The organism is Streptomyces sp. NPDC012827 (assembly GCF_042900905.1).
Taxonomy (GTDB): domain Bacteria; phylum Actinomycetota; class Actinomycetes; order Streptomycetales; family Streptomycetaceae; genus Streptomyces; species Streptomyces gulbargensis.
Genome location: NZ_JBIBBY010000004.1, coordinates 398,665 through 425,079 on the forward strand (window position 1 = coordinate 398,665; position 26,415 = coordinate 425,079).

Sequence of the window (26,415 nt, forward strand, 5' to 3'; positions counted from 1 at the left end):
GGAGCCGTACGGGGAAGGGACCGGGTCCGGGTGGCGGCCGCGCACCCGGGTCCGTACTCCTTCGCCGTACGTCCCGCCCCGTCAGGCCGCCGTCGCCAGGCGCTCACGGCGTACGGGCACGAAGCGGACGCTCGGGTGGCCGTGGTGCCAGCCGACCGCGACCCTGAGGCCGCCGACCCGGGCGAGGACCAGCCCGATGACGACCGCCGCCGCGAGGGAGACCAGGCCGCCGGTGGCGAAGCCCGCGCGGGCGCCGTACGTGTCGGTGACCCAGCCCAGCAGCGGCGCGCCGATGGGGGTGCCGCCCGCAAAGACCATCATGTACAGGCTCATCACCCGGCCGCGCATGGCCGGGTCGGTGGCCATCTGGACGGCGGAGTTCGCGGTGATGTTGACGGTCAGGCCGATCATGCCGATCGGCACCAGCAGCAGCGCGAACAGCCAGAAGGCGGGCGCGAGCGCCGCCGCGATCTCCAGGACGCCGAAGACGCCCGCCGCGACCACCAGCATCCGCAGCCGGGTCGAGCCCCGCCGGGCCGCCGCGAGGGCGCCCACGAGGGAACCGGCCGCCATGAGGGTGTTGAGGAAGCCGTACGTCCCTGCGCCGACGTGGAAGACGTCGTCCGCGAAGGCCGTGAGCCAGATCGGGAAGTTGAACCCGAACGTGCCGATGAAGCCCACGAGGACGATCGGCCAGATCAGGTCCGGCCGCCCGGCGACGTACCGCAGGCCCTCCCTCAGCTGGCCCTTGCCGCGCGGGGCGCGCTCCACCTTGTGGAGTTCGCTCGTCCGCATCATCATCAGGCCGGCGAGCGGGGCGAGGAAGGACAGGCCGTTGAGCAGGAACGCCCAGCCGCTGCCGACGCCCGCGATGAGCACACCGGCGACGGCGGGACCGATGAGCCGGGCCGACTGGAAGTTCGCCGAGTTCAGCGAGACCGCGTTGCGGAGCCGGTCGGGGCCGACCATCTCGGACACGAAGGACTGCCGGGCCGGGTTGTCGACGACGGTCACCATGCCCAGGAGGAAGGCGATCAGATAGACGTGCCAGACCTGGACGTGACCGGAGAGGGTCAGGGCGGCGAGCGCGAGCCCGCACAGGCCGAGGGCGGCCTGGCTGACCAGCAGCAGGCGGCGCTTCGGGTAGCGGTCGGCGACGACCCCGCCGTACAGGCCGAAGAGGAGCATCGGCAGGAACTGCAGGGCCGTGGTGATGCCGACGGCGGCGGCCGAGCCGGTGAGGCTCAGGACCAGCCAGTCCTGGGTGATCCGGGCCATCCACGTACCGGTGTTGGAGACGATCGCTCCGGTGAAGAACAGCCGGTAGTTCCGGATCTCGAGCGAGGAGAAGGTTCCCTTGCCCGGGCGGGGGGTGTTGGTATCGGGTTTGTGGACGGGTGCGGAGTCTGCTCCGGGTCCCGTACTCAAAGTGCGTCGCCTCCTCGGGCTCTCGGTCTACAGGTGCGCGAGCTTCTCCAGGACCGGGGCGGCGGCACGCAGCCGGGCCCACTCGTCCTCGTCCAGACCCTCGGCGAGGGCGGCCAGCCAGGCGTTCCGCTTGCGGCGGGACTCGTCGAGCATGGTCTCGGCCCGCTCGGTCGGGCTGACCACCTTCTGCCGGCGGTCGTCGGGATGCGGCTCCAGCCGGACCAGTCCCTTGGCTTCGAGCAGCGCCACGATGCGGGTCATCGAGGGCGGCTGTACGTGCTCCTTGCGGGCCAGCTCACCGGGGGTGGCCGAACCGCAGAGCGACAGGGTGCCGAGCACCGACATCTCGGTCGGGCTGAGCGACTCGTCGACGCGCTGGTGCTTGAGGCGTCGGCTCAGGCGCATGACGGAGGAGCGGAGCGCGTTCACGGCCGCGGCGTCGTCGGGCGAACCGTGGGACAGATCTGGCATAGTCGTTAGCTTAACTCATTACTCTCGCTAAATACCAACGGTCACACCCCGACGTAGCGCGCATCACACGGGTACCCCCGTGGCGCCTGGGGCGGGCGTGAAACCACGCGGGCGCGCTTCACGCTTCCGGCGCCATGTATCACCCGAACGAGTGAGTCGGATCCGGAAAGTGACGCGAGGGGGCCCGGCCTGCCCCGACCCTGAACGGCATGGGATCGACAGTGCTCAGCCTGCGCATCGACGGTGAGCTGCTCGACCGGCTCCGGAGTCACGCCGCCAAAAGAGGAACGAGCGTCCAGGACTACGTCGTCCGGACGCTCGTTCGCGAGGATTTCGACGAGCGGTTCAAGACCGCCGTCGACGAGACGGAGAAGTTCTACGGGGCCGGGGCGGCGCCCGAGGGCGCGTCCCCGGGCCACCGGATCACGTGAGGCCGAGCGCCGGCATCGCGTAGTAGAAGACGAAGACCGCCGACACGATGTACATCGCCACCGGGACCTCGCGGCCCCGGCCCGCGGCGAGCCGCAGCACGCTGAAGGTGATGAAGCCGATGCCGATGCCGTTCGTGATCGAGTACGTGAACGGCATCATCAGCATCGCCAGGAACGCCGGCACCGCGATGGTGTAGTCGCTCCAGTCGATGTCCTTGACCGACCCGGCCAGGATCAGGAAGCCGACCGCGAGGAGCGCGGGGGTGGCCGCCTGGGAGGGGACCATGGTCGCCAGCGGCGTGAGGAACAGCGCCACCGAGAAGAGGCCGCCGGTCACCACCGAGGCGAGACCGGTACGGGCCCCCTCGCCGACGCCCGCCGTGGACTCCACGAAGCAGGTGGTGGCCGAGGAGGAGGTCGCGCCGCCGGAGGCGACGGCCAGGCCGTCCACGAGCAGCACCTTGTTGATGCCGGGGAAGTTGCCGTTCCTGTCCATCAGCTCGGCCTCGTCGCCGACGCCGAGGATGGTGCCCATCGCGTCGAAGAAGCAGGACAGCAGCACGGTGAAGACGAAGAGGCAGCCCGTGAGGACGCCGACCTTGCCGAAGCCGCCGAAGAGGCTGACCTCGCCGACCAGGCCGAAGTCGGGCGTGGCGAGCGGGTTGCCGGGCCACTTCGGGGTCGTCAGGCCCCAGGAGGGCACCTTGGCGACGGCGTCGATGACCATGGCGACGAGCGTCATGACGACGATCGAGATGAGGATGGCGCCCGGCACCTTGCGGACCAGCAGGGCGAGGGTCAGCAGCGTGCCGAGGACGAAGACGAGGACCGGCCAGCCGGTGAGGTGGCCGCCGCCGCCGAGCTGGAGCGGGACCGTGGTGTGCGCGGCGTCCGGGATGCGGGAGACGAAGCCCGAGTCCACCAGGCCGATGAGCATGATGAAGAGGCCGATGCCGATCGCGATGCCCTTGCGCAGGCCGACCGGGACCGCGCTCATCACGCGCTCGCGCAGGCCGGTGGCGACCAGCAGCATGACGACGACGCCGGCGAGGACGACCATGCCCATGGCGTCCGGCCAGGACATCCGGGGCGCGAGCTGGAGGGCGACGACCGTGTTGACGCCGAGGCCGGCGGCGAGGGCGATCGGCACGTTGCCGATGACGCCCATGAGGAGCGTCGAGAAGGCCGCCGTGAGGACGGTGGCCGTCACGAGCTGGCCGCCGTCGAGCTGGTTCCCGTACATGTCCTTGGCGCTGCCGAGGATGATCGGGTTCAGCACGATGATGTAGGCCATCGCGAAGAAGGTGGCGAAGCCGCCGCGGACCTCGCGGGCGACGGTGGAACCGCGCTCGGAGATCTTGAAGAAGCGGTCGAGGCCGGAGGTGGGCTGAGGGCCGCCGGGCTCGGGGGAGGCCTTGGCGGTGGCCGTGGTGCTCATGGGAGTCCTTGGGAGTCCTCGTACGGGATGTCCTTTATTGGCGGTTCATACGAAGGAAACCCGCCACAGGCAAACCGTTTCAGTATGAACACATGAACGAGAGGGCGTCCATCTCCGCGCGTAGACCCCGATTTCGGCCGCTTAGACTGAGCCGCATGACCGGCATTCTTTCGGGATCACCGAAGCACGAGGCACCCGAGCCCCTCGAAGGGCCGGTCGTCGGCACCATCACCGGCGGCACGATCCTCTGGTTCGTCCTCTTCCTCGTCCAAGTGCCCTTCTACGGCTGGTTCGAGGACCGGGACCTCACCTGGTGGGTGTGGACCTGCCTGGCCGGCGGCGGGCTCGGCCTGATCGGCATCTGGTACGTGCGGAAGCGGGACGCGGCGATCAAGCGTCACGAGGCGGCGGCCCGCGCGGCGGCCCCGGAGACCGGGTCCGGGGAGGGATCCCCCTCCGCGTAGGGAGCCGCCCCGGAGACGTGCACGGGTCCGGCTCGGGGTTCCCGGGCCGGCTCGTCGTACCGGGGGACCATTTCCGTCCTCCCCCGGTCTGATCTTCCGACCGCTCGGCGGGTGAGCGCGCCCTTCCGGTCGTACCGTCGGAAGCATGACTCAGCGGGCGAAGATCGACACCGACGGCGGCGGGCCGACGGAGGCCGGCCCTCCCGTCGTGCACCGGAACGCCGGCCTCACCTCCGCCGAGGTCGCCGAACGCGTCGCACGCGGCGAGGTCAACGACGTACCGGTCCGCTCCAGCCGCTCCACCGCCGACATCGTCCGCGGCAACGTCCTCACCCGCTTCAACGCCATCATCGGCGTCCTGTGGGTGATCATGCTGTTCGTCGCGCCGATCCAGGACAGCCTCTTCGGCTTCGTCATCCTCGCCAACACCGGCATCGGCATCATCCAGGAGCTCCGCGCCAAGAAGACCCTCGACGGGCTCGCCGTCATCGGAGAGGCCAGGCCCACCGTCCGCCGCGACGGCCTCTCCGGCGAGATCTCCACCTCCGAGATCGTCCTCGGCGACCTCATCGAGCTCGGACCGGGCGACAAGGTGGTCGTCGACGGCGTCGTCGCCGAGGCCGACAGCCTGGAGATCGACGAATCCCTCCTCACCGGCGAGGCCGACCCGGTCGTGAAGCAGCCCGGCGACACCGTCATGTCCGGCTCCTTCGTCGTCGCCGGCGGCGGCGCCTTCACCGCCACCAAGGTCGGCCGCGAGGCCTACGCCGCCCAGCTCGCCGAGGAGGCGTCCCGCTTCACCCTCGTCCACTCCGAGCTGCGCAGCGGCATCTCCACCATCCTCAAGTACGTCACGTGGATGATGGTCCCGACCGCGACCGGCCTCGTCATCAGCCAGCTCGTCGTCAAGGACACCGACTTCAAGAACTCGATCGCCCGCACCGTCGGCGGCATCGTCCCCATGATCCCCGAGGGCCTGGTGCTCCTCACCTCCGTCGCCTTCGCCATCGGCGTCATCCGGCTGGGGCGCAAACAGTGCCTCGTGCAGGAGCTGCCCGCCATCGAGGGACTCGCGCGCGTGGACGTCGTCTGCCTCGACAAGACCGGCACCCTCACCGAGGGCGGCATGGACGTCACCGAGCTGCGGACGCTGAACGGCGCCGACGAGGCGTACGTACGGAAGGTGCTCGGCGCGCTCGGCGCGTCCGACCCGCGCCCCAACGCCTCCCTCCAGGCGATCATCGACGCCTGCCCCGACGCCGAGGACTGGCGCTGCGTCCAGGCGCTGCCCTTCTCCTCCGCCCGCAAGTACAGCGGGGCCGCGTTCAGCGAAGGCAACGGCGAGGAGTCCGCCTGGCTGCTCGGCGCGCCCGACGTGCTGCTGCCGCCCGGGGACCCGGTGCTCAGCGAGATCGACCACCTCAACGAGCAGGGCCTGCGGGTCCTGCTGCTGGCCCGCACCACCCGCGAGCTCGACTCCCCCGACGTGGCCGCCGGCACCCGCGCCACCGCCCTCGTGGTCCTGGAACAGCGGCTGCGGCCCGACGCCGCCGACACCCTCGCCTACTTCGCCGACCAGGACGTCGCCGCGAAGGTGATCTCCGGCGACAACGCGGTCTCCGTCGGCGCGGTGGCGGGCAAGCTCGGCCTGCCGGGCGCCGAGAACACGGTCGACGCGCGGAAGCTGCCCGACGACCGGGAGGAGATGGCGCAGGTCCTCGACGGGAACGCGGTCTTCGGGCGCGTCACCCCGCAGCAGAAGCGGGACATGGTGGCCGCGCTCCAGTCCCACGGGCACACCGTCGCCATGACCGGGGACGGCGTGAACGACGTCCTCGCGCTCAAGGACGCCGACATCGGCGTCTCCATGGGCTCCGGCTCGGAGGCGACCCGGGCGGTCGCGCAGATCGTGCTCCTGAACAACAGCTTCGCCACCCTCCCCTCCGTGGTCGCCGAGGGCCGGCGGGTCATCGGCAACATCACCCGCGTCGCCACCCTCTTCCTCACCAAGACGGTCTACTCGGTGCTGCTGGCGATCCTGGTGGTCTGCACCCAGGTCGAGTACCCGTTCCTGCCCCGGCACCTGACCCTGCTCTCCACCCTCACCATCGGCGTCCCGGCCTTCTTCCTGGCCCTCGCGCCCAACAAGGAGCGGGCGAAACCGCACTTCGTCCGCCGGGTGATGCGGTACGCGATCCCCGGCGGCGTCATCGCCGCGGCGGCCACCTTCACGACGTACCTCCTCGCCCGGCACCACTACACCGGCCCGGACGCGCTGAACGCCGAGACCAGCGCCGCCACCCTCACCCTCTTCCTGGTCTCCATGTGGGTGCTGGCGATCATCGCCCGTCCCTACACGTGGTGGCGGATCGCCCTGGTCGCCGCCATGGGCGGCGCGTTCCTCCTGGTCCTCGTCGTGCCCTGGCTCCAGGAGTTCTTCGCCCTGAAACTGGTGGGTGCGACCATGCCCTGGGCGGCGGTCGCCGTGGCGGCGGCGGGAGCGGCGCTCCTGGAGGCCGCCTGGCGGTGGGTCGACCGGAAGGTCCCGGCCTAGGGGGGTGTCCGCCGCCTCAGCGGACGACGTCGAAGACGTTCTTCTGGACACCGTTCGCGTACGCCTCGTGCTCGACCAGCCGGAGCTTCCGGGCGTCCTTGTCGGTGGCGCTGAACAGGCGCTTGCCCGCGCCCAGCAGGACCGGGAAGACCAGCAGGTGGTAGCGGTCGATCAGGTCCGCGTCGGCGAGGGCCCGGTTCAGGGTGGCGCTGCCGTGGACGATGACCGGGCCGCCCTCCGTCTCCTTCAGGGCGGCGACCTCGTCGAGCGAGCGCAGGATCGTCGTCTCGCCCCAGCCGGTCACCAGGTCACCGTCGGCGAGGGTGGTCGAGACGACGTACTTCGGCATGACCTTGTAGTCGGCGAAGTCCTCCATGCCGGGCCACACGGCGCTGAACGCCTCGTAGCTGACCCGGCCGAGCAGCATGGCCGAGGCCTCCTTCTGCTCGCGTCCCTTGATCTCGTACGCCTCGGGCAGGAACGCGATGTCCTTGAAGGTCCAGCCGGCGTTCCGGTAACCGGGCTCGCCGCCCGGCGCCTCCATGACACCGTCGAGCGAGACGAAGGCGGAGCTGATCAGGGTGCGCATCGGAGATCCTCGGTTCTGGGGGCACGCGGCCCCGGTGGCGGGCTTCTGGGAAGGGAGACCGGGAGCCCGCCGGAAACTCATCGGTCGGCGGCGGGCTTCCCACGCCGGGGCGCCTAGTCGAACCAGCGGTCCCTCGCCAGCTCCGCCGTGCGGGAGGGGTCCTCCAGGAGCGCGGCGACCTCGAAGCGGCGGGGCCACTGGGCGGTGGCCCAGGCGAGGCCGGCGGCCACGCCCTCCAGGGTGGCGGCGTGGAGCACGCCGTCGGGGGTGAGGCGCCAGTCCAGTTCACGGCCGGCCGCGCGGAGCTCCTCGTGCTCGATGTACGTGGCGGGGGTGGCCGGGCCGAGGAGGGCGTGGACGGCGGCCGGGACCTCGTGCTCCTCGCCGACCGTGGTCACCTCGGCCTCGACGGTCTCGCTCAGGCGCCGTACCTGGAGCAGGTCCGCCAGGTCGGCCGCCCGGGACGGGGAGACCGGCAGCAGCGGCAGGCCGGCCGTGAGCGGCAGGAGGTCCGGGGCGTCCGCGACCAGCGCCTCCGAGGCGTCCACCACGACGAGTTCGCCGTCGACGACCGCGCGCAGCTCGTCCGGCAGGGTCACCTGCTCCGGGTCCAGATCCGCGAGGGCCGTGTAGAGGGCGTGCAGCTGGGCGCCGGTGACCTCGCGGGAGGGGTCCGCGAGGCGGCCGAGGAGTTCGGCCGCGCCGCCCGGCTCGTCCAGGAGCGCGGCGACGGAGGTGCGGACGCCGAGCGCCCGCAGGACCTGCTCGTCGTCGAAGCCGGTCGCGTCGGCGGAGTCGTACAGGCCGACGAGGAGCGGGTCGGTGCCGGCGGCGCGCAGTCCGGCGGGCCGCCGGCCGTCCAGCACGGGGTGGTCGCGCAGCCACCAGGCGGTGTACGAGCGGACGTTCTCCGTGGTGCCGTCGGGCAGCAGGACCCGCACAGGCTGGATCAGGGCGTCCCGCAGCGGCGGCCGGGCGAGCAGTGCCAGGGCCTGCGGCCAGGCGTCGTCGTCCACCAGGTCCAGGTCGCGGACGGCCACGATCTCCGTCGCCACCGGCGGCACCGGGGTCATCGGCAGCCGGTCCAGGACGTCCTCGCACCACACGTCGACGGCGTCGAGGAGCCCGGCGTCGTCCGGCTCGGGGTAGTCGCCCTCGCGGGGTTCCAGCTCGTCCGGGTCGAGGACGAGGTCGGTGGCGCGGACGAGGGCGAAGTTCGCGAGGACCCCGCAGGCGGCGAGCGGCCCCTCGCCCCAGCGGGCGGCGAGGCCGGCGTCCACGAAGGGCAGTTCGTCCTCGCGCATGACGGCGGCGAAGGCCGAGCCGGGCACCACCAGTTCGCCCGCCGGGGTGAGCTCGCCGTCCTCGTCGGGCAGGGCGAGCGCGGCGAGCCACGGCTCGTCGCCCGGTTCGAGTTCCGCGTCCCGGACCAGGCCGAGGACGGTCTCGGCGAGCTCCTCGGCGTCCGGCGCGTCCACGTCCTCGTCCCACACCTCGCCCACGTCGAGCGAGGCCGCGACCGCCAGCCGCACCTGGTGGGTGGTCAGGACGGCGCGGGGCGTCGCGGGGAGGGCGCCCAGCTTCTCCAGGAGCGGGTGCGCCGCGTCCGGGTGCGCCACCTTCAGGCCGAGCCGGGTCAGCTCCGCGGGCGTGCGGTCCTGCGGCAGCAGCACCTGGCGGGGGCCGATGGCGGTACGGACCCGGGCGCCGTCCTCGCCGGTGCCCGCGAGCGGCACGGGCAGGCCCGTCAGCCGGTCGGGGTCGACGCCCGCGAGGGAGTCGTAGAGCCGCCACCACCAGGCCGCCGGCCGGTCCACCCCGGCGAGCCGGTCGACGGCCTCGGTCAGCGGCACCCGGCCGATGCCGAGCGTCCGCAGCTCGGGCCGCCGCTCGAGCCCCGCAGGCAGCAGCGTCGGGAACACCTCGGCCATCACCCGTACGGTCTCGGCCCCCGCACCCTCCACGACCTCCGCCTCGACCGGGCGGAGCGCCGGCAGGAACTCGGAGGGCACGGCCGGGGCCAGGAAGGCGACCCGGGGCAGCCGGTCGAGGATCGCCTCGCGCAGCGCCCCGTCCAGGTGGCCCTTGCCGAGCGGGCCCGGGACGAGGTCGAGCGCGGCGGGCGTCACCGGCCGCCATTCGGCGAGCAGTTCGGCGTACGCGTCGGCCGCGCGCTGCACGAGGAACTCGGTGACCGGGCCGGGCGCCACGTGCCGGCGGGCCGTGTCGAGCGGGAGGGAGGCGATGAGGACGGCGGGGATGCCGAGGGGTTCGTCGGTGGGCGTCGGGGCGTGCACCACGGGGGCGCTGCGGGGGTAGCGGGGAGTGCCGTCGTCGTTGACGGGGACCGCCCAGGTGACGGACCAGTGGGGGCGCAGGCGCTCCTCGACCGGGCGGTCCTTGAGGAGGTCCGCGTCGAGCGGGCCGCCGTGGGTGACGGTCCGCCAGCGGTGGGCGCCGGACGCCGAGTCGTCGATGTGCGTGTAGCCGTCGCGCTCGGAGCGGGTGAGGGTCCGTACGGTCCCGGCCGTCTCCACGACGATCTCGGTGAGACCCGAAAGGGTGAGCAGGAGCGTGTCGTCGACGGCCGCGAGGAGGCCTTCGGCGAGGGCCTGGGCGGCGGCGTCCCGGAGCGGGAGGACGACGACGGTGTCGTACCCCTCGGGGGCGGTGCCCTCGGCGGGCAGGGGCAGCCGGAGCAGCGGTACGTGGCCGTCCCTGCGGCGCAGTTCGTCGCCGAGGCCCGGGCTGTGGCGGGCCACGTCCGAGGCGAGTTCCCGGGCCTCCGCGAGGGACCAGCGGACGCCTCCGTGGCGGCCCAGGACGGCCGGCTCGTCGCTGACGGCGAGGACGGCGGCGAAGCCGACGCCGAAGCGGCCGACGGCACCGGGGGCGTGCTCGCGCTTGGCGGAGGCGCGGAGGGTGGACAGCGACTCGACACCGGCGGCGTCCAGCGGGGCGCCGGTGTTGGCGGCGGCGAGGACGGCGGGGCCGTCCGGACCCGCCGGGTGCAGGGTGAGGCGGAGGCGGCCGGTGACGCCGGCCCGGTGGGCGGCGTCGGCGGCGTTCTGGGCGAGCTCGACGACGAGGCGGTCGCGGTAGCCGCCGAGGGCGAGGTCCTCCTCGGCGTTGGCGTCCTCGCGGAACCGGGCGGGCGAGGCCGCCCAGGCGTCGAGCACGCCCCGCCGGAGCCTTGCGGTGCCGAAGGGATCGCTTCCGTCGGTCGTCGTCCGGACGCTGACGCTCACGTCTGACTCCACTCTGCGGGGTGGTGTGTGGTGCGGACCGGTGAGTACACCGGGGCCCGAAGGTACCGCGCCCGCCACCACCCCCGCGGCCCGTCACCGGGCGACCCCGAAGGCCCCCCGGGTCCGTGCCCGGAGGTCACCGCGCGGGGGGTCAGGAGTGGCCGAGGTCCTCGGAGGTCGCGTCGGGTTCCGTCGTGGAGCCGGAGTCCTTGGAGGGGCGGAGCGGGAAGACGTCCGCGGCCATCGAGTCGTGGACCGGCGGCGCCGGGCGCGGGGGCTTCGGCATGACCGCGGCCTCCGAGTGGCCGCCGCAGCCGTACGACAGGGAGACGACCCGGCCGTCGGCCGGCGAGAACTCGTTGGCGCACACGCCGAACGCCTGCCGCAGCGAACCGGCCAGCGGCACCAGGAAGCCGCAGGACTCGCAGGACGCGGGCGCGGCCTGCGCCATCGGCGTCTTCGCGCCGAACGCCTCGTCCCAGCGGTCGGCCGCCACGTGGAGCCCGTACCGCGAGAGGACCCGCGCCCGGCGCATGCCGAGCTCCTCGGCGACCGAGGCGATGGCGCCCCGCGACGGGGTGCGGTCGGTGATCTCCGCGTCCTCGGCGTCGAGGTGCTCGGCCATCTCCTCGGAGACGGCCGAGTTCGGCGGCGGCGCGTCCTCGCCCGTGTACCCCGGTTCCAGGCGCAGGTCGTCCTGCTCGGTGGGCAGCAGGTCGCCGGGGCCCATGTCGCCGGGCCGCAGCCGCTCGCTCCACGGCACCCACTCGGGGGCGAGGAGCGCGTCGGCGCCGGGCAGCAGGACGGTTTCGTCGAGCGTCACGTTCTTGGCGCGGGAGGCGCGGGTCACGGTGACGGCCCAGCGCCAGCCGCGGTAGCCCGGCTCACGGGACTCGAAGAAGTGCGTGACGACCCGGTCGCCCTCCGCGACGGCCCCGGCGTACTCGCCGACGACTCCCGGTGCGGCCGCCTCCTCGGCGGCCGCCCTCGCGAGGTCTACCGCCTCGGCGCACAGGCGGTCGGGGGTACGCGGGGTACGCGGGGTACGGCTTCGCGTCGTCGCAGCACTCACAGGTCTCGCTTCTCTCCTACGCCGTCTCACGGGTGCGCCGGCCGAGGAGCGGGAGCGAGGCTTCGGGCGGCGGGCGGAGCGGACCGGAGGGCCGCATCGACGTCCGCACCCGACCTGTCTCGCGCGTCTCGGGCACACCTATCGTCATCCATTCTGCGGGATGCCGAAGAGGCGCGCGGCCGAGAGCAACCGCCGGTGGCGCGCTACGCACGCTACCCCGTTCGCGGGCCGCCGCCCACCTGCCCGCCCCAAGTGGCCCGTATCGCGGACGCCCGGCGGCGCGCCACGCCCGGGCTCCGGCCCGTGCGGAACCCGCCGGTGAACCGGTGCCGGACCGTGCCGCCACTCGTACGACAAGCCGTGCGGCGCCCGGGTCCCGAACCGTGCGACTCCCCTTGCGGCACCGCCGTTCCGGCGGGTGCGGCGGCCCGTACCCGGTGCGCGCCGCGCGGCCTTCGCGGGAGTCCCCGCGAGCCCGGCCCGCAGGGGCCCCACCCGCCGCGCCACGGTTCGCGGGGCGCACCCGTGGGGCACTATGACGGAGTGGCAGCCGCACGGTCCCACGAGCACGCCGGGCCGCTCCGTCGAGCGGGCCGGTCGGTCGGGCGTGCCCTGCACCTGCCGTTCACCGGTACGGCGCGCGGCATCCGGCGGGCGACGCACGCGCAGGGCGCGGGCGAGTCGGGGCTGGGCAAGCTGATCGAGCTGCACGCCGTGAACGGCGCGGGCGACGTCATGATCACCGTCGCCCTCGCCTCCACCGTCTTCTTCTCCGTGCCCACCGACGAGGCCCGCGGGCGCGTCGCCCTCTACCTGGCCGTCACCATGGCCCCGTTCACCCTGCTCGCCCCCGTCATCGGTCCGCTGCTCGACCGCATCCCGCACGGGCGGCGCGCCGCCATGGCGGGCGCGATGCTCACCCGCGCGGTGCTCGCCGTGATGATGTCGGGCGCGGTCGCCACCGGCGGCCTGGAGCTGTATCCGGCGGCGCTCGGCGTGCTGGTGGCCTCGAAGGCGTACGGAGTCGTCCGCAGCGCCGTCGTCCCCCGGCTCCTGCCGTCGGACTTCTCCCTGGTCAGAGCGAACTCACGGGTCACGCTCGCCGGTCTGCTCGCCACCGGCGTCGCCGCGCCCGTCGGCGCCGGACTCCAGATGGTGGGCCCCGGCTGGCCGCTGTACGGGGCGTGCGCGCTGTTCCTGCTCGGCACGTTCTGGGCGCTGCGGATGCCGCACAAGGTGGACTCGGACAAGGGCGAGCGGCGGGCGCACCTGCTCACCCACGGGGAGCGCAGGCCCAGCCTGCGGACGGTGGGCCCGTCGGTCCTGCACGGCCTCCAGGCGAACGCCGCGCAGCGCATGCTGGCCGGCTTCCTGATCTTCTTCCTGGCGTTCCTGCTGCGCGAGCACCCGCTGTCGGGGCAGAGCGCCGCCGTCTCCCTGGGCATCGTCGGGGTGGCGGCGGGCGTCGGCAACGCCTGCGGCACGGCGGTCGGCTCGCTGCTGCGGGACCGGGGCCACCGCCCCGAGACCATCATCGCCACGATGATCACGACGGTGTTCACGGCCGCCGTCTGCACGTCCGTCTTCTTCGGCGGCGTGATGGTCGCGATCCTCGGCGCGGTCGCCGGCCTCACCCAGGCCCTGTCGAAGCTGTCCCTGGACGCGATGATCCAGCGGGACGTGCCCGAGCAGGTGCGGACCTCGGCCTTCGCCCGGTCGGAGACCGCCCTCCAGATGGCGTGGGTGATCGGCGGCGGCATCGGCATCGCCCTGCCGCTGAGCGGCCCGCTCGGGATGGCGGTCGCCGCCGCGATCCTCGGCCTGGGCGCGCTGCTCGCCGTGCGGGGCCTGCTGTCGGCGGCCCGGCGCCCCCGCCCCGGCGCCGAGGGCCGCACCCCGAACCGGGTGGCGTAGGGGGTGTCCGGGGGGTCCGGGCGGCGGCACGCCGTACCCCCGCGTGGCGCGGGCGGCGCGGCCCGATAGCCTTCGGCTCATGACCGTTGCGTTCTTCACCGGCTCGCGCCGCCGGGCCGCCGTCGCCCTCGGGGCCGTCTCCGCCGGGCTCCTCGTCCTCTCCGCATGCGACAAGCCGACTCCGCTCGCGACCGTGACGGTCGGGACCGACTCGGTCCACTCCGAGGCCGCCTGCTACAACGGCGGTGAGGCCATCAAGGAGTCGCAGATCCAGCAGTGCCTCAACAAGAAGGCCGAGAAGTCCATCACCGTGGCGATGGACGACAAGATCCGCTTCGGGGTCGACCCCGAGATCGCGGACCACGGCTGGACCATCTTCCTGGGCGGCCAGCAGGCCGAGCCGGAGCCGTACAAGAAGACGTACCGGACCATTCCGGCCAGCGCCTTCTTCTCCAGCCAGAGCGGCGAGAGCACCAACACCACCCAGGTGACCATCGTCGAGAACACCGGCAAGAAGCTGACCGGCATCTGGCACTTCCAGCTGAAGAAGGACTCCTGAGTCCGACTCCTGATCCGGCGGTGGCCCGCCGGATCCTGATCGTGACGGCCGTGGCGGCGGAGGCGGACTCCGTCGCCGCCGGCCTGCCGCCCGGCGGCCCGCGGGCCGTGGCCCTGCCGGGCGGCCTCACCCTGCGCCGCCACACCTTCCTCCCGGCCGGCGCGTCCCGCGCCGTACGGGTGGACGTGCTCGTCGGCGGGGTCGGCCCCGCGGCCGCCGCCGCCGCGACGGGCACGGCCCTGGCGACGGCGTCGCTGCGGGAGGCCCGTCCCTCGGACGCCGTGGCGGGAGCCGCCGCGCCCTACGACCTCGTGGTGTCCGCCGGGATCGGCGGTGGGTTCGCGCCGGGCGCGCCGCTCGGGTCGCTCGTCGTGTCGGCGGCGATCGTGGCCGCCGATCTGGGGGCCGAGACGCCCGACGGGTACCTGGCCGTCGAGGAGCTCGGGTTCGGCCGTTCCGTGCACCGGGTGCCCGAGACGCTGACCCGGCCGCTGGCCGACGCCCTGGACGGTGCGGGGGTGCCGTACACCGTGGCGCCCGTGCTCACCGTCTCCACCGTCACCGGCACCGCCCGGCGCGCCGCCGAGCTGGCGGAGCGTCATCCGGGCGTGGCGGCCGAGGCGATGGAGGGCTTCGGCGTGGCCGAGGCCGCCGCCGCGTACGGCGTGCCCGTCGTGGAGGTCCGGGCCGTGTCGAACACGGTCGGCCCGCGCGACCGCGCCGCGTGGCGCATCGGCGAGGCCCTGGCCGCGCTGCGGGAGGGGTTCGGGCGGCTGGCCCGTACCGGCTTCGCCGCGGTCCCCGGCGCCCGGGCCGCCACCGTCCCCGACACCGCCCCCGGTTCCGGGTCCGCATCCGGTTCCGGGTCCCGTCCCGGCTCCGTGGAGGCACCCGCGTGAAACTGAAGATCGCCTACTCGCCCTGCCCGAACGACACCTTCGTCTTCGACGCCTGGGCGCACGGCCGCGTCCCCGGCGCGCCGCGCCTGGACGTGACCTTCGCCGACATCGACGTCACCAACGGGTGGGCGGAGAGCGGCGCGGACGACCACGACGTCCTGAAGGTCTCGTACGCCGTGCTGCCCTGGATCCTGGACGAGTACGCGCTGCTGCCCTGCGGCGGCGCCCTCGGCAGGGGCTGCGGGCCGCTCGTGCTCACCCGTGACGCCGGCACCGGGGCCGACCTGGCCGGGAGGACGGTGGCCGTGCCGAGCGAGCGCTCGACCGCGTACCTCCTCTTCCGGCTGTGGGCGGCCGAGGCCGTGCCCGGCGGGGTCGGGGAGGTCGTCGTGATGCCGTTCCACGAGATCATGCCGGCCGTCCGGGACGGCAAGGTCGACGCCGGGCTCGTCATCCACGAGGCCCGCTTCACGTACCGGAACTACGGGCTGCACTGCCTGGCCGACATGGGCGAGCACTGGGAGTCGACCACCGGCCTGCCGATCCCGCTCGGGGCGATCGTCGCCCGGCGCTCGCTCGGCGCGGACACGCTGCGGCGGCTGGCAGACGCGGCCCGTACGTCGGTACGGATGGCCTGGGACGACCCGGCGGCCTCGCGCCCGTACGTCCTGGAGCACGCCCAGGAGATGGATCCGAAGGTGGCCGACCAGCACATCGGCCTGTACGTCAACGAGTTCACCGCCGACCTCGGCGAGCACGGGTACGCGGCGGTCCGCGGGCTCCTCACCCGCGCGGCGGCCGAGGGGCTCGTACCGCCCCTCGGCCCCGACGCGCTGGCGTTCCCCTGAGGGGCGCGCTACACGTCCAGCTGGTCGGCGACCGCCCGCAGCAGGCCGGCGATCTTCTTCCCGTGCGTCTTGTCGGGGTAGCGGCCCCGCTCCAGGGACGGCGTGATGTTCTCCAGGAGCGTCGTCAGGTCCTGCACGATGGACGCCAGCTCGTCGGGCTTGCGCCGCTGCGCGGCCGCGACGGACGGGGTGGGGTCGAGGACCGTCACCGACAGCGCCTGGTCACCGCGCTGGCCGGCGACGACGCCGAACTCCACCCGCTGTCCCGGCTTCAGCGCGTCGACCCCGGCGGGGAGCACCGACGAGTGGACGAAGACGTCACCGCCGTCGTCGCGGGAGAGAAAGCCGAAGCCCTTCTCACTGTTGAACCATTTGACCTTGCCGGTAGGCACGTCCGTCCTCGTCCTCGTACTCGTTGCTCGTCGGATGGGTATGGCAAACAGCGGGCCGACCGACCCGCCGCCACCAAGGTTAAGGGTCCGGGGGCCGGTGACAAGACGCCGCCGATGTGGAGCCCCGGCCTGGGAACTACCCTGGCGGAATGCGTAGTGAAACCCCCGCCGCACCGGTGAACGACAGCGCTCCGGGCGACGGCCTCGTCAAGACCGGTGTGATCGTCTTCGCGGTCGGCGCGCTGGCGACGCTGGTCACCGTGGCTCCGCTGTTCCTCGGCACCGACCCGTTCCCCACGGTCGCCTACTGCGTGTCCATGCTGATGGGCGTCGGCTTCCTGCTGGCCGGCGCGGGCGTGCTGCGGTCGATCGCCGCCCAGCGCCGCCAGGCCCGGGCCGGCGCGGCCTCCCCGGCTCAGGCCCGGTAGGAGTCCCACCAGGCGGGGAAGTCCGTCAGGTCCGCCAGGACCACGTCCGCGCCCGCCTCGCGCAGCTCGGCGGGGGCGCAGGGGCCGGTGGCGACGGCCACCGAGAGGGCGCCGGCCGCGGCCGCTCCGCGCACGTCGCCGACGTGGTCGCCGACGTACACCCCGGCGCCGTGGGCGCGCAGCGCCTCCGCCTTGCCCTCGGCCCACAGGCCGCCGACGACGGCGTCCGGCTCGATCCCCAGGTGGGCCAGGTGCAGCTCGGCGTGCGGTCCGTTCTTGGCGGTCACGACGAGCGTCCGCCCGCCCGCCGCGCGCACGGCCCGGACCGCCTCCAGGGCGCCCGGCATGGGCGGTGACGGCTCGACGGCGTACTCGGGGTAGAGGGCCCGGTAGCGGGCGACCATCTCCGGCACCTGCGCCGCGGGCACCCAGTGGGCCATCTCGTGCTCCAGCGGCGGCCCGAGCCGGCTGACGACGAGGTCCGCGTCCACGGGCACGCCGTACGCGGCGGAGAACGCCTCCCAGGCCGCCTTGATGCCGGGGCGGGAGTCGATCAGCGTCAGGTCGAGGTCGAAGCCCACGGTGAGCCGGGACGGGGAGACCGGGGCCGGCGACGGGAGCGCGGGAGCGGGGGACGGCGACGGGGCGGAGGTCATGGGGGCCATTGTGCCGGGTGTTCGATTTCGGCCATGGGGCGCTGCATAGACTGAGCCACGCCTCACCGAACCCGCCCGCCCCTCCGGCCGCCGTTCCCGGGCGCCCGGCCGCGTACCACCCCCGATGGGTCTCCATGCCAGCCGCTCTCCGTTCCAGACGGGTCCTCGCGACCACGGCGGCTGTCGTCGCCCTGCTCCTCGCCGTCCTCCTCAGCCTCGCCGTGGGCGCCCGCGCCGTCGCCCCCTCGGTGGTCCTCGACGCGCTCCTGCACGGCGCCCCGGGCGACGACGCCGAGGTCGTACGGCAGCTCCGGCTGCCCCGCACCCTGATCGGGCTGATGGTCGGCGCAGCGCTCGCGCTCGCCGGCACCGCCCTCCAGGGCATCACGCGCAACCCGATCGCGGACCCCGGCATCCTCGGCATCAGCCAGGGCTCCTCGGTGGCGGTGGTGTGCGCCATCGCCTTCCTCGGGGTGCACAGCCTCTCCGGATACGTGTGGTTCGCCTTCCTCGGCGCCGCTCTCGCCTCCGTCGCCGTGTACGCCATCGCCTCCGGCGGGCGCGGGGGCGCCACGCCCGTGAAGCTGGCGCTCGGCGGGGCCGCGATCAACGCGCTGCTGCTCTCCCTCACCACCGGCGTGCTCACCACCAAGGCCTCGGCGCTGGACGAGTTCCGGTTCTGGCAGATCGGCTCGCTCGACGGGCGGGACGCCACCATCGCCGGGCAGATCTGGCCGTTCCTGCTGCTCGGGGCGGTTCTGGTGGTCTGCGTCGCCCGGGGCCTGGACGCGCTCGCGCTCGGCGAGGACGTGGCGAAGGGGCTCGGGCAGCGGGTCGCGACGGTACGGATCGTCGGGGGCGCCGGCGCCACCGTCCTCACCGGCGCGGCCGTCGCCGCCGCCGGGCCCGTCGCCTTCGTCGGCCTCGCCGTCCCCCACATCGCGCGGGCCGTCGTCGGCTCCGACCACCGGTGGGTGCTGCCGATGGCCGCCCTCCTCGGGCCCGTGATGGTCCTCGTCGCCGATGTCGCGGGCCGGATCGTGTTCCCGCCCGGCGAGGTCCCGGCCGGCGTGATGACCGCGCTGATCGGCGTGCCGTTCCTGGTCACCCTGGTGCGCCGCAAGGCGGTGCCCGCGTGACCGCCACCGCCACCCCCGGGAGGCGGGCCGCCGTCCGCCCCGCCGGCTACGGACTCGTCCGCGCCGGCCGGACCTCCTTCCTGGTCCACCGGCGCTCGGCCGCCGTCGCCACGGGCCTGCTGCTGCTCCTGGCCGCCGCCTCCGTCGCGTATCTCTGCGTCGGGGAGAGGTTCGTCGAGCCCGCCGAGGTCGTACGGGTGCTGCTCGGGCAGGACTCGCCGGCCGCCTTCGTGGTGGAGGAGCTGCGCGCGCCCCGGCTCGTCGTCGCCCTCGCGGTCGGCGCGGCCTTCGGCATCGCGGGCGCCCTCATCCAGACCGTGGCCCGCAACCCGCTCGCCTCCCCCGACATCATCGGCATCAGCCAGGGCGCCGGGGCGTTCACCGTCGCCGCGATGACCTTCGGCCTCACCTCGTACACGGCGCTGCCCTACCTGTCGATCGCGGGCGGCGTCCTCGCCTCGGCGCTCGTGTACGTGTTCGCCTGGCGCGGCGGCCTGCACGCGACCCGCTTCGTGCTCATCGGCATCGGCTTCGCCATCGCCCTGCGGTCCCTGACGACCCTGTTCATGACCAAGGGCGACTACCTGGTGGCCCAGCAGGCGCAGATCTGGATGACCGGCTCCCTCAACGGGCGCGGCTGGGACGAGTCCGCCCCGATCCGCTGGACGCTCCTGATCATGCTGCCCGCCGTGCTGTGGGCGGCCCGCGCCCAGCGGACGGTCTCCCTGGACGACTCCACGGCGACCGCCCTCGGCGTGCGGCTCGGACGGGTACGGCTCGGGCTCGTCGCCGTCGGTGTCGTCCTCGCGTCGGTCGCCACGGGCGTCGCGGGACCGGTCGACTTCGTGGCGCTCCTCGCCCCGCAGGTCGCCCGGCGCATGACGCGGACCGCGCAGATCCCGCTGCTGTGCTCGGCGCTCACGGGCGCGGCGGTCGTGGTCCTCGCCGACCTGCTCGGCAGGCGGCTGTTCTCGCCGGTCGAACTGCCGGTGGGTGTCCTCACGGCGGCGGTCGGCGCCCCGTATCTGATCTGGCTCATCGTCCGGAGCCGCACCGCAGGAGGCAAGGCGTGAGTGATCCGGTTCCCGGTACGAAGGGCGGCGCGGGTACGGCGGGGGGCGGCCGGCTGGCCGCGCGCGGGCTGACCCTCGCCTACGAGGACCGCACGGTCGTCCACGAGCTGGACCTGGCGATCCCCGACGGCAAGGTCACGGTGATCGTCGGCCCGAACGCCTGCGGCAAGTCCACCACCCTGCGGGCCCTCGGCCGGCTCCTGCGGCCCGCCGGCGGGGCGGTGCTCCTCGACGGCCGGGAACTCGCCCGGCTGCCCACCAAGCGGATCGCCCGCGCGATCGGCCTGCTGCCGCAGACACCGGTCGCGCCCGAGGCGATCACCGTCGCCGATCTGGTCTCCCGGGGCCGCCAGCCGCACCAGGCCTGGTGGAAGCAGTGGTCGGAGGAGGACGAGCGGGCGGTCGTCGAGGCCATGGAACGCACGGACGTGTCCGCGCTCGCCGACCGGTCCGTGGACGAGCTGTCGGGCGGACAGCGCCAGCGAGTATGGATCGCGATGGCCCTGGCCCAGGAGACGGACCTGCTGCTCCTGGACGAGCCGACCACCTATCTCGACATCGCCCACCAGGTGGAGGTGCTCGACCTGGTGCGCCGGCTCAACCGGGTGCGCGGCCGGACGGTCGTCGTCGTCCTGCACGACCTGAACCAGGCCGCCCGGTACGCCGACCACCTCGTCGCCATGAAGGAGGGCCGGATCGTGGCGGAGGGCGCGCCCGGCGCCGTCGTCACGGCGGACCTGGTACGCGAGGTCTTCGGCCTGGACGCGGTCGTCGTCCCGGACCCGGTGACCGGATCACCGCTGGTGGTACCGGGCGCACCCTGGCGGGCGGACGCGGAGGCGCCGGTCACGGGCTGAGGCGGGGCGGGCCGGTGCGCCGCTCCGGGTGACGCCCGTGCCCTGCGCGGTGCTCGTCGTCCCCGGCCGGGCCGGGCCCGGTCAGTGTGTGCGCGAGCGCCAGATCAGGAAGAGGGCCGAGGCGACGGCCGCGCCGCGCAGGACCCAGGGCCAGGTCTCGCCGATCGCCACGCCCATGGCCTCGCCGCCCTGCGCGAGCGGGGCGCCCCAGCGGCCGTCGACGCGGCCCCACAGCCAGGCGATCCCGCCCGCCGCGGCGAGGCCCGGCAGGACCAGGACGGCGGTCCTGGTCTCCGCGGGTGTGAGGCGGCGGGAGGCGTACGCGAGGAGCCAGCCGGCCGCGAGGGCGAGGAGCGAACCGAAGGCGGCCCCGCCGAGCAGGAGCAGGGCGGCGAGAAGGAGGAAGGGGTTCGCGAGGAGCGGGCGGCCCCGGGCGGCCTCCACGGCCACCGCGCCGGCGGCGGGCGCGGCGTCCCCGACGGCCTCCGGGGCCCCGGCGGGCCGGCGCCGGCGCAGCAGCCGGGAGAGCCGGCGCCGCTTCCCTCCGCCGTCCTCCTCCGGGTCCCGCGACTCCTCCTCGTCCTCCTCCGGGACGGGCGGCGCGAAGAGTTCGGGAGCCTCGATGCCGCCGAAGAAGCCGGGCGGCAGTGCCTCGGGTTCGCCGGCCCGCCACCAGTCCGTCTCCCCGCCGGCGGCGGGACCGTCGTCCTCGTCCGCCGGCGCCCCGCCCGTACGCGGGCGGGGGACGGACGCCTTCGTCATCTCCGGGCCGGGGGCGGGCGCCCCCTCCACCGGGGTGTCCGGACGGCCGTCCGCGCCGTCGGGACGTCCCCGCCCGGCGTCCGGCCCGTCCGTCCGGCCCACCCGGTCCACGACCTCGTCCGGCGTGCCGAGCGCACCGAGGATGCCCTGTACCGCCGCCGGGTTCCGACCACCCCGCCCGGCGCGCCGCCGGTCGATCTCGTCCCGGAGTTCCGACACGAGGCGCGCCCGGTCGCTCGCGGGCAGATGGCGCTGCTGCGCCACGTCGCCCACCCGGCTCAGATAGTCGAAGACCAACTGGTCGCTCTCGATGCCCATGCTGCCCCTCCACGGCCCGTGCGCCCGCTACGCGTCGACGGTAGCGCCTGCGTGCGCCCGAACAGGGGCTAACGTGGTGCGGATGGGGATCGGCGAGCTCGACCGGGAGGCGCACGTGCCGGAAGGACGTCCCGAGGGGAACGGCGCCACCGCGCCGCCGCGCACACTCGCGGAAGCGCTGCGCGCGCGGGGCGACGAGGGGCTCGCCGCGCTCCTGCGCGCCCGCCCCGACCTGCTGTCGCCGGTCCCGAACGACCTGACGCAGCTCGCCACCCGCGCCGGCACGCGCGGCTCGGTCGTCCGCGCCCTGGAGCGGCTCGACCGTTTCGCGCTCCAGACGGCCGAGGCGCTGGCCGTGGCCCCGGATCCCGCCCCGTACCCCGTGCTCCTCGCCCTGCTCACCGGCGACGAGGGCGACGCGCGGATCGAGGCCGCGCTGCCCGGCGCGGTCGCGCTGCTGCGCGAACAGGCGCTGGTGTGGGGCGAGGACGACCGGCTGCGGCTGGTGCGGACCGCGCGGGAGCTGCTCGCGCCCTCGCCGCAGCACCCCTCCCCCACCGGCCTCGGGCCGACGGTCGCCGAGGCCACGTCCGGCATGTCACCGGGCCGGGTGCAGGAGCTCCTCACCGCGGCCGGACTGCCCGCGACTCACGACCCCGTCTCGGCGGTCGCCGCCCTCACCGAACTCTTCACCGACCGGGCGCGGATGGGCGCGCTCCTGGACACCGCCCCGCCGGAGGCCCTCGCGGTCCTGGACCGGCTGGTGTGGGGTCCGCCGTACGGCGAGGTGACGGCCGACCCGACGCCACCGGTGCGCTGGCTGCGCGACCGGGGGCTGCTGCTCCCGGTGTCTCCGCGGACGATGGTGCTGCCGCGCGAGGTGGCGCTGCACCTGCGGGGCGGGCGGGCGCACCGGCACCCGGAGCCGGTGCCGCCGCGTCCGGCGGTGCTGCGCGAGTACCGCCCCCAGGTGGTGGACAGCGCCGCCGCCGGACAGGCCTACGCGGCGCTCGCCACGGTCGAGGAGCTGCTGAAGTCCTGGGACCGGGGCGGCCCGCCGGTGCTGCGCGCGGGCGGTCTGGCCGTACGGGACCTCAAGCGGACCGCCGCCGCCCTGGACGTGACCGAACCGGTGGCCGCGTTCTGGCTGGAGCTCTGCCACGGCGCGGGGCTGCTCGCCTCGGACGGCGAGGCGGACGAGCGGTACGCGCCGACCCCCGCCTACGACGACTGGCTCGACCTGCCGCCCGCCGAGCGCTGGGCGCGGCTCGTCACCGCCTGGCTCACCGCGACCCGCACCTCCGGCCTGGTCGGCGGGCAGGACGCGCGCGGCCGGACCCTGTCGGCGCTCGGCCCCGACCTGGACCGGGCGCCCGCCCCGGAGGTCCGCCACCGGGTCCTCACCCTCCTCGCGGCGCTGCCGCCGGGCTCCGCCGCCGACCCGGAGACGGTGCTCGCCCGGCTGGCCTGGGAGCGGCCCCTGCGGAGCGCGGGCGCGGCGGGCCCCGGAGGCCGGACCCCCTCCGGCGCCCCTCAGGAGCCGGCGGCCCCGGCGGGCGGCACGGGCAGGCCCGGCGGCCGACAGCAGGGCCCGTACGGTTCCGGCGGCCACGGCGCACCGCCGTACGGCACCGGCTCACCCGGGTCCTCAGGGCACGGCCCGGGCGGTCCCGCACCCGACCTGCGGGCCCGGATCGCCCGGTGGACGCTGGAGGAGGCGGAGCTGCTCGGGATCACCGGGCGCGGTGCCCTCTCCACCCCGGCCCGCGCCCTGCTGAACCTGCCGCTCGCCGAGGCCGCCGACCCCGCCGGCCACGCGGGCGAGGTCGAACTCTCGGTCGCGGCCGAACGCGCGGCGGAGCTCCTGGCGCCGCTGCTGCCGGAACCCGTCGACCACGTCCTCCTCCAGGCCGACCTGACCGCCGTCGCGCCCGGCCCGCTGCTGCGTCCGCTCGCCGACGCGCTCGCCGTCCTGGCGGACGTGGAATCGAAGGGTGGCGCCACGGTGTACCGGTTCACGCCCGGTTCCGTACGGCGTGCCCTGGACACCGGCCGGACCGCCTCCGAGCTGCACGACTTCCTCACCGCGCACTCCCGCACGCCCGTTCCGCAGCCGCTCGCCTACCTGATCGACGACGTGGCGCGGAAGCACGGCCACCTGCGGATCGGCGCCGCCTCCGCGTACGTGCGCTGCGACGACGACACCCTCCTCGGCGAGATCCTCGCCGACCGGCGCTCCGCCTCCCTGCGGCTGCGCCGCCTCGCCCCGACCGTGCTGGCCGCGCAGGCCGATCCGGCGGCGCTGCTCGACGGGCTGCGGGCCATGGGGTACGCGCCGGCGGCCGAGTCCGCCGAGGGCGACGTCCTGATCACCCGCGCCGACGCGTACCGCACCCCGGCCCGTACGGCCCCCGTGCCCGTCCCGGACGGTCCGCCCGCCCCCGACGCGACCCTGCTCGGCGCGGCGGTCCGGGCGATCCGGGCCGGTGACCGGGCGGCGACGGCGGTACGGAAGGAACCGGCCGCCCCCGCCGCCGGTGCGCTCCCGCGCACCTCCGCCGCCGAGACCCTGGCCACCGTCCAGGCCGCCGCGCTCACCGGCTCGGCCGTCTGGATCGGCTACGTCAACGCCGAGGGCGCGGCGAGCCAGCGGGTCATCGCCCCGGTGCGGGTGGAAGGCGGCTTCGTGACGGGGTACGACCACACCGCCGACGAGGTCCGCACCTACCCGCTGCACCGGATCACGGGCGTCGCGGAACTGGCGGACGACCAGGTGTAGGGCCGGGAGCGGGACGGATGCGGACGGGCCCGCGGTCCGGGTGGGCGGCGGGCGCGGCAGGTGGGCCGGGCGGGCGGCGGGCGCGGCACACGGGCCTCCGTACGGGCAGCGGAATACCCCATTCCCACGGGCGATGTCGCGGTCCTGTCACAGCGGCATCACCACGCCGCTCCAGCCCCGCCCGCACCCCCAAATCCCCCTTCACCAGCGGTTTTCCGGGCCGTAACGTGATGCACGCCTCCCGGGAACGGGCGGCCTCACACCACGTCCCGGGGGGGATCACTCACATGTTTGCCCGCGCCACCGCCCGCCGTCTCCGTCTCGCCGGCTGCACCGCCCTCGCTCTCGCCACCGGCATGATCACCGCGGGCCAGGCCGTCGCCGCCGAGCCGCCCGTGGCCTCCGGGAAGCCCGCCGCCGTCGTCCCCGCCGTACCGAACCCCGGCAGCGGCACCGCGGTCCCCCTCGGCCCGGAGGCCGCCGCCCGGGCCGCCGGCCCCCGGCTCGACCTGAACGCGAACGGCACGGACGACCTCCTGCAGCGTGCCCCGGCGGGCGGCTGGACCGTCCGCTTCGACGACGGCACCGAGGCCCGGTTCACCTTCACCGCCGACGGTGGCGCCGTCGGCGGCGACTTCAAGGAGGTCGTCCCGGTCGGCGACCTCGACGGCAACGGCAAGCCCGAGCTGCTGACCATCCGCACGCAGGGCGGGGCCGCGCTCTGGACCGCCGAGGGCACCGGGGCCACGGCCACCGGCTGGACCTCGGGCGGCTGGCACGTCTTCAGCACCGTCCTCGGCGCGGGCGACCTGACCGGCGACGGCCGCCTCGACCTGCTGGCCCGCGCCACCACGGGCACCCTCCACGTCTACCCGGGCACCGGCACCGCCGGCACCACCAGCCCGTACGGCAGCCCGACGCCGGTCTCCGGCCCGGCCGCCGGCGACCTGCTGAACCGGGAACTGGTCACCGGTTACGACCTCAACCGCGACGGTCTCGGCGACGTGGTCGCCCGCAGCGGCGGTCTCCTCACCTTCCACGCCGGCACCGGCAACCCGAACACCGCCTTCGCCGAGCCCGTCACCGTCGGCACCGGCTGGCACCGGTTCGGCGAGATCCTCGCCCTGGGCGACGCCGACGGATCCGTCAGCCTCCTGGCCCGTGACAAGGCCGGCCCGAACGCCTGGACGTATCCGGGCCTCGGCGACGGCCGCCTCGGCGCCTCGACCCTCGTGCAGAAGCCCTTCCACCAGGCCCTCGGCCTCGCCGGCGACAGCGCCCCCAACGGGACGTACGGCAAGAGCAGCCTGCTCGCCAAGGCGGCGGACGGCACCCTCGTGTACTACCGCGTCAACGGCTCCCACACCGGTTTCGAGAACCCGATCGGCTTCCACGCCCTCGGCAACCCGCTCCGGCCCACCGACACCGTGATCTGGGCGTCCTCCCTCACCGACGGCGCCGACGGCACCGCCCTCAAGATCTCCGGCGGTCGGCTCCACGCGCTGCGCGCCACCGGTGACGTGGACCTCGGCGGCGGCTGGGACGCCTACAACACCGTGATCGGCGCCGGCGACCTGACCGCCGACGGCCGCGGCGACCTGCTGGCCCGCGACAAGGCCACCGGTGACCTGTGGCTGTACCCGGGACGCGGCACCGGCGAGGGCTTCCTGAGCCGGATCAAGGTCGGCACGAACTGGAACACCCTCGACACGCTCGCCGGCGCCGGTGACGTCACGGGCGATGGCACCGCCGACCTGATCGGCCGGGGCACCGACGGCCGCCTGTGGCTCTACCCCGGCACCGGCCAGTCCGGCGCCCCGTTCACCCGCCCCGTCCCGGTCGGCTCCGGCTGGCAGGGCATGACCGCCGTGGTCTCCCCCGGCGACGTGAACGGCGACGGCCTGGCCGACCTGACGGCCCGCGACGCCGCCGGCGGCCTGTGGCTCTACCCGTCCACCGGCGCGGGCTACGACACCCGCGTCGCCCTCGGCGCGGGCTGGAACTCCTTCACCGCCCTGAGCTGACCCCCTTCCGCGTCACCCCCACCACGGCCCCGCCCGGAACGTCCCCCAGGACGCCCCGGCCGGGGCCGTGCC

The 26,415-nt window shown here is 74.7% G+C and carries 22 protein-coding genes; 13 read left to right on the plus strand and 9 right to left on the minus strand.

Features of this window, described 5'->3' with window-relative positions; genetic code table 11:
* Nucleotides 1–81 precede the first annotated feature (81 nt).
* Nucleotides 82–1,428, minus strand: a complete 1,347-nt coding sequence (locus ACFY60_RS11290) for an MFS transporter (protein WP_388610501.1) — start codon at nt 1,426–1,428, stop codon at nt 82–84.
* 27 nt (nt 1,429–1,455) lie between these two features.
* Nucleotides 1,456–1,899, minus strand: coding sequence for a MarR family transcriptional regulator (locus tag ACFY60_RS11295; RefSeq protein ID WP_352062321.1), 444 nt, complete (start codon nt 1,897–1,899; stop codon nt 1,456–1,458).
* 209 nt (nt 1,900–2,108) lie between these two features.
* On the opposite strand from ACFY60_RS11295, the gene ACFY60_RS11300 reads away from it, so the two are divergent.
* Nucleotides 2,109–2,330, plus strand: coding sequence for a hypothetical protein (locus ACFY60_RS11300; RefSeq protein WP_309055675.1), 222 nt, complete (start codon nt 2,109–2,111; stop codon nt 2,328–2,330).
* Here the strand turns inward: ACFY60_RS11300 and ACFY60_RS11305 are convergent.
* Entirely contained in the window at nt 2,323–3,768 is a 1,446-nt protein-coding gene (locus ACFY60_RS11305) for an NCS2 family permease (RefSeq protein WP_388610499.1), read from the minus strand. The two genes, ACFY60_RS11300 and ACFY60_RS11305, sit on opposite strands and share 8 nt — an antisense overlap.
* Before the next feature lie 155 nt (nt 3,769–3,923).
* Between ACFY60_RS11305 and ACFY60_RS11310 the strand changes: the two genes are divergently transcribed.
* Nucleotides 3,924–4,232: a DUF2530 domain-containing protein gene (locus ACFY60_RS11310; RefSeq protein ID WP_388610498.1), complete on the plus strand. Its 309-nt coding sequence runs from the start codon at nt 3,924–3,926 to the stop codon at nt 4,230–4,232.
* A 145-nt stretch (nt 4,233–4,377) separates the two neighbouring features.
* Nucleotides 4,378–6,786 (plus strand): HAD-IC family P-type ATPase, encoded by a 2,409-nt coding sequence (locus ACFY60_RS11315; protein ID WP_388610496.1) that lies wholly within the window; start codon nt 4,378–4,380, stop codon nt 6,784–6,786.
* A 16-nt stretch (nt 6,787–6,802) separates the two neighbouring features.
* Here ACFY60_RS11315 and ACFY60_RS11320 read toward each other — a convergent pair whose 3' ends face one another.
* The 3 genes from ACFY60_RS11320 to ACFY60_RS11330 form a co-directional block, all read right to left on the minus strand.
* Nucleotides 6,803–7,375 carry a dihydrofolate reductase family protein gene (locus ACFY60_RS11320; protein ID WP_388610493.1) on the minus strand — a complete coding sequence of 191 codons (573 nt, stop codon included), beginning with the start codon at nt 7,373–7,375 and terminating at the stop codon, nt 6,803–6,805.
* 113 nt (nt 7,376–7,488) lie between these two features.
* Nucleotides 7,489–10,635, minus strand: a complete 3,147-nt coding sequence (locus tag ACFY60_RS11325) for a sacsin N-terminal ATP-binding-like domain-containing protein (protein ID WP_388610492.1) — start codon at nt 10,633–10,635, stop codon at nt 7,489–7,491.
* Between the two features lie 139 nt (nt 10,636–10,774).
* Nucleotides 10,775–11,695: a DUF3027 domain-containing protein gene (locus ACFY60_RS11330; RefSeq protein WP_388610490.1), complete on the minus strand. Its 921-nt coding sequence runs from the start codon at nt 11,693–11,695 to the stop codon at nt 10,775–10,777.
* 543 nt (nt 11,696–12,238) lie between these two features.
* Here ACFY60_RS11330 and ACFY60_RS11335 point away from each other — a divergent pair.
* The 4 genes from ACFY60_RS11335 to ACFY60_RS11350 all read left to right on the plus strand — a co-directional run bounded on the left by ACFY60_RS11335 (nt 12,239) and on the right by ACFY60_RS11350 (nt 15,915).
* Nucleotides 12,239–13,609, plus strand: coding sequence for an MFS transporter (locus ACFY60_RS11335; RefSeq protein ID WP_388610487.1), 1,371 nt, complete (start codon nt 12,239–12,241; stop codon nt 13,607–13,609).
* Nucleotides 13,610–13,688: 79 nt separating this feature from the next.
* Nucleotides 13,689–14,168 carry a DUF2771 domain-containing protein gene (locus ACFY60_RS11340; protein ID WP_309052294.1) on the plus strand — a complete coding sequence of 160 codons (480 nt, stop codon included), beginning with the start codon at nt 13,689–13,691 and terminating at the stop codon, nt 14,166–14,168.
* A 20-nt stretch (nt 14,169–14,188) separates the two neighbouring features.
* Entirely contained in the window at nt 14,189–15,067 is an 879-nt protein-coding gene (locus ACFY60_RS11345) for a futalosine hydrolase (protein ID WP_388610485.1), read from the plus strand.
* A complete protein-coding gene (locus tag ACFY60_RS11350) occupies nt 15,064–15,915 on the plus strand; it encodes a 1,4-dihydroxy-6-naphthoate synthase (protein WP_388610482.1) in 852 nt (283 codons plus the stop codon). Before ACFY60_RS11345 ends, ACFY60_RS11350 begins: the two co-directional genes overlap by 4 nt.
* Before the next feature lie 8 nt (nt 15,916–15,923).
* On the opposite strand, the gene ACFY60_RS11355 is transcribed toward ACFY60_RS11350, so the two are convergent.
* Complete coding sequence (locus ACFY60_RS11355; RefSeq protein ID WP_388610480.1) at nt 15,924–16,307, minus strand: cold-shock protein; 384 nt, start codon at nt 16,305–16,307, stop codon at nt 15,924–15,926.
* A gap of 149 nt (nt 16,308–16,456) precedes the next feature.
* Here ACFY60_RS11355 and ACFY60_RS11360 point away from each other — a divergent pair, with 149 nt between their 5' ends.
* Nucleotides 16,457–16,735 carry a hypothetical protein gene (locus ACFY60_RS11360; RefSeq protein ID WP_309055819.1) on the plus strand — a complete coding sequence of 93 codons (279 nt, stop codon included), beginning with the start codon at nt 16,457–16,459 and terminating at the stop codon, nt 16,733–16,735.
* Here the strand turns inward: ACFY60_RS11360 and ACFY60_RS11365 are convergent.
* Entirely contained in the window at nt 16,723–17,400 is a 678-nt protein-coding gene (locus ACFY60_RS11365) for an HAD family hydrolase (RefSeq protein ID WP_388610479.1), read from the minus strand. The two genes, ACFY60_RS11360 and ACFY60_RS11365, sit on opposite strands and share 13 nt — an antisense overlap.
* Before the next feature lie 125 nt (nt 17,401–17,525).
* Here ACFY60_RS11365 and ACFY60_RS11370 point away from each other — a divergent pair, with 125 nt between their 5' ends.
* The 3 genes from ACFY60_RS11370 to ACFY60_RS11380 are packed head-to-tail and all read left to right on the plus strand — an operon-like array spanning nt 17,526 to nt 20,460.
* A complete protein-coding gene (locus ACFY60_RS11370) occupies nt 17,526–18,530 on the plus strand; it encodes a FecCD family ABC transporter permease (protein WP_388610477.1) in 1,005 nt (334 codons plus the stop codon).
* Nucleotides 18,527–19,603, plus strand: coding sequence for a FecCD family ABC transporter permease (locus tag ACFY60_RS11375; protein ID WP_388610475.1), 1,077 nt, complete (start codon nt 18,527–18,529; stop codon nt 19,601–19,603). The genes ACFY60_RS11370 and ACFY60_RS11375 overlap by 4 nt, the downstream gene beginning before the upstream one ends.
* Complete coding sequence (locus tag ACFY60_RS11380) at nt 19,600–20,460, plus strand: ABC transporter ATP-binding protein (protein ID WP_388610472.1); 861 nt, start codon at nt 19,600–19,602, stop codon at nt 20,458–20,460. Before ACFY60_RS11375 ends, ACFY60_RS11380 begins: the two co-directional genes overlap by 4 nt.
* An 81-nt stretch (nt 20,461–20,541) precedes the next feature.
* On the opposite strand, the gene ACFY60_RS11385 is transcribed toward ACFY60_RS11380, so the two are convergent.
* Entirely contained in the window at nt 20,542–21,540 is a 999-nt protein-coding gene (locus ACFY60_RS11385; RefSeq protein WP_388610471.1) for a hypothetical protein, read from the minus strand.
* An 82-nt stretch (nt 21,541–21,622) separates the two neighbouring features.
* On the opposite strand from ACFY60_RS11385, the gene ACFY60_RS11390 reads away from it, so the two are divergent.
* Both ACFY60_RS11390 and ACFY60_RS11395 read left to right on the plus strand, forming a co-directional pair.
* Nucleotides 21,623–24,319 (plus strand): helicase C-terminal domain-containing protein, encoded by a 2,697-nt coding sequence (locus ACFY60_RS11390; RefSeq protein ID WP_388610469.1) that lies wholly within the window; start codon nt 21,623–21,625, stop codon nt 24,317–24,319.
* Between the two features lie 287 nt (nt 24,320–24,606).
* Nucleotides 24,607–26,343: an FG-GAP repeat domain-containing protein gene (locus ACFY60_RS11395; protein ID WP_388610466.1), complete on the plus strand. Its 1,737-nt coding sequence runs from the start codon at nt 24,607–24,609 to the stop codon at nt 26,341–26,343.
* The last annotated feature ends 72 nt before the right edge of the window (nt 26,344–26,415 follow it).

Bases quoted from the DNA above. Each gene is read 5' to 3' on its own strand.
- ACFY60_RS11315 (WP_388610496.1), top strand. From the start codon at position 4,378: ATGACTCAGCGGGCGAAGATCGACACCGACGGCGGCGGGCCGACGGAG.
- ACFY60_RS11295 (WP_352062321.1), bottom strand. From the start codon at position 1,899: ATGCCAGATCTGTCCCACGGTTCGCCCGACGACGCCGCGGCCGTGAAC.
- ACFY60_RS11370 (WP_388610477.1), top strand. From the start codon at position 17,526: ATGCCAGCCGCTCTCCGTTCCAGACGGGTCCTCGCGACCACGGCGGCT.
- ACFY60_RS11390 (WP_388610469.1), top strand. From the start codon at position 21,623: ATGGGGATCGGCGAGCTCGACCGGGAGGCGCACGTGCCGGAAGGACGT.
- ACFY60_RS11305 (WP_388610499.1), bottom strand. From the start codon at position 3,768: ATGAGCACCACGGCCACCGCCAAGGCCTCCCCCGAGCCCGGCGGCCCT.
- ACFY60_RS11360 (WP_309055819.1), top strand. From the start codon at position 16,457: ATGCGTAGTGAAACCCCCGCCGCACCGGTGAACGACAGCGCTCCGGGC.
- ACFY60_RS11340 (WP_309052294.1), top strand. From the start codon at position 13,689: ATGACCGTTGCGTTCTTCACCGGCTCGCGCCGCCGGGCCGCCGTCGCC.
- ACFY60_RS11385 (WP_388610471.1), bottom strand. From the start codon at position 21,540: ATGGGCATCGAGAGCGACCAGTTGGTCTTCGACTATCTGAGCCGGGTG.
- ACFY60_RS11300 (WP_309055675.1), top strand. From the start codon at position 2,109: ATGGGATCGACAGTGCTCAGCCTGCGCATCGACGGTGAGCTGCTCGAC.
- ACFY60_RS11365 (WP_388610479.1), bottom strand. From the start codon at position 17,400: ATGGCCCCCATGACCTCCGCCCCGTCGCCGTCCCCCGCTCCCGCGCTC.
- ACFY60_RS11310 (WP_388610498.1), top strand. From the start codon at position 3,924: ATGACCGGCATTCTTTCGGGATCACCGAAGCACGAGGCACCCGAGCCC.
- ACFY60_RS11320 (WP_388610493.1), bottom strand. From the start codon at position 7,375: ATGCGCACCCTGATCAGCTCCGCCTTCGTCTCGCTCGACGGTGTCATG.
- ACFY60_RS11395 (WP_388610466.1), top strand. From the start codon at position 24,607: ATGTTTGCCCGCGCCACCGCCCGCCGTCTCCGTCTCGCCGGCTGCACC.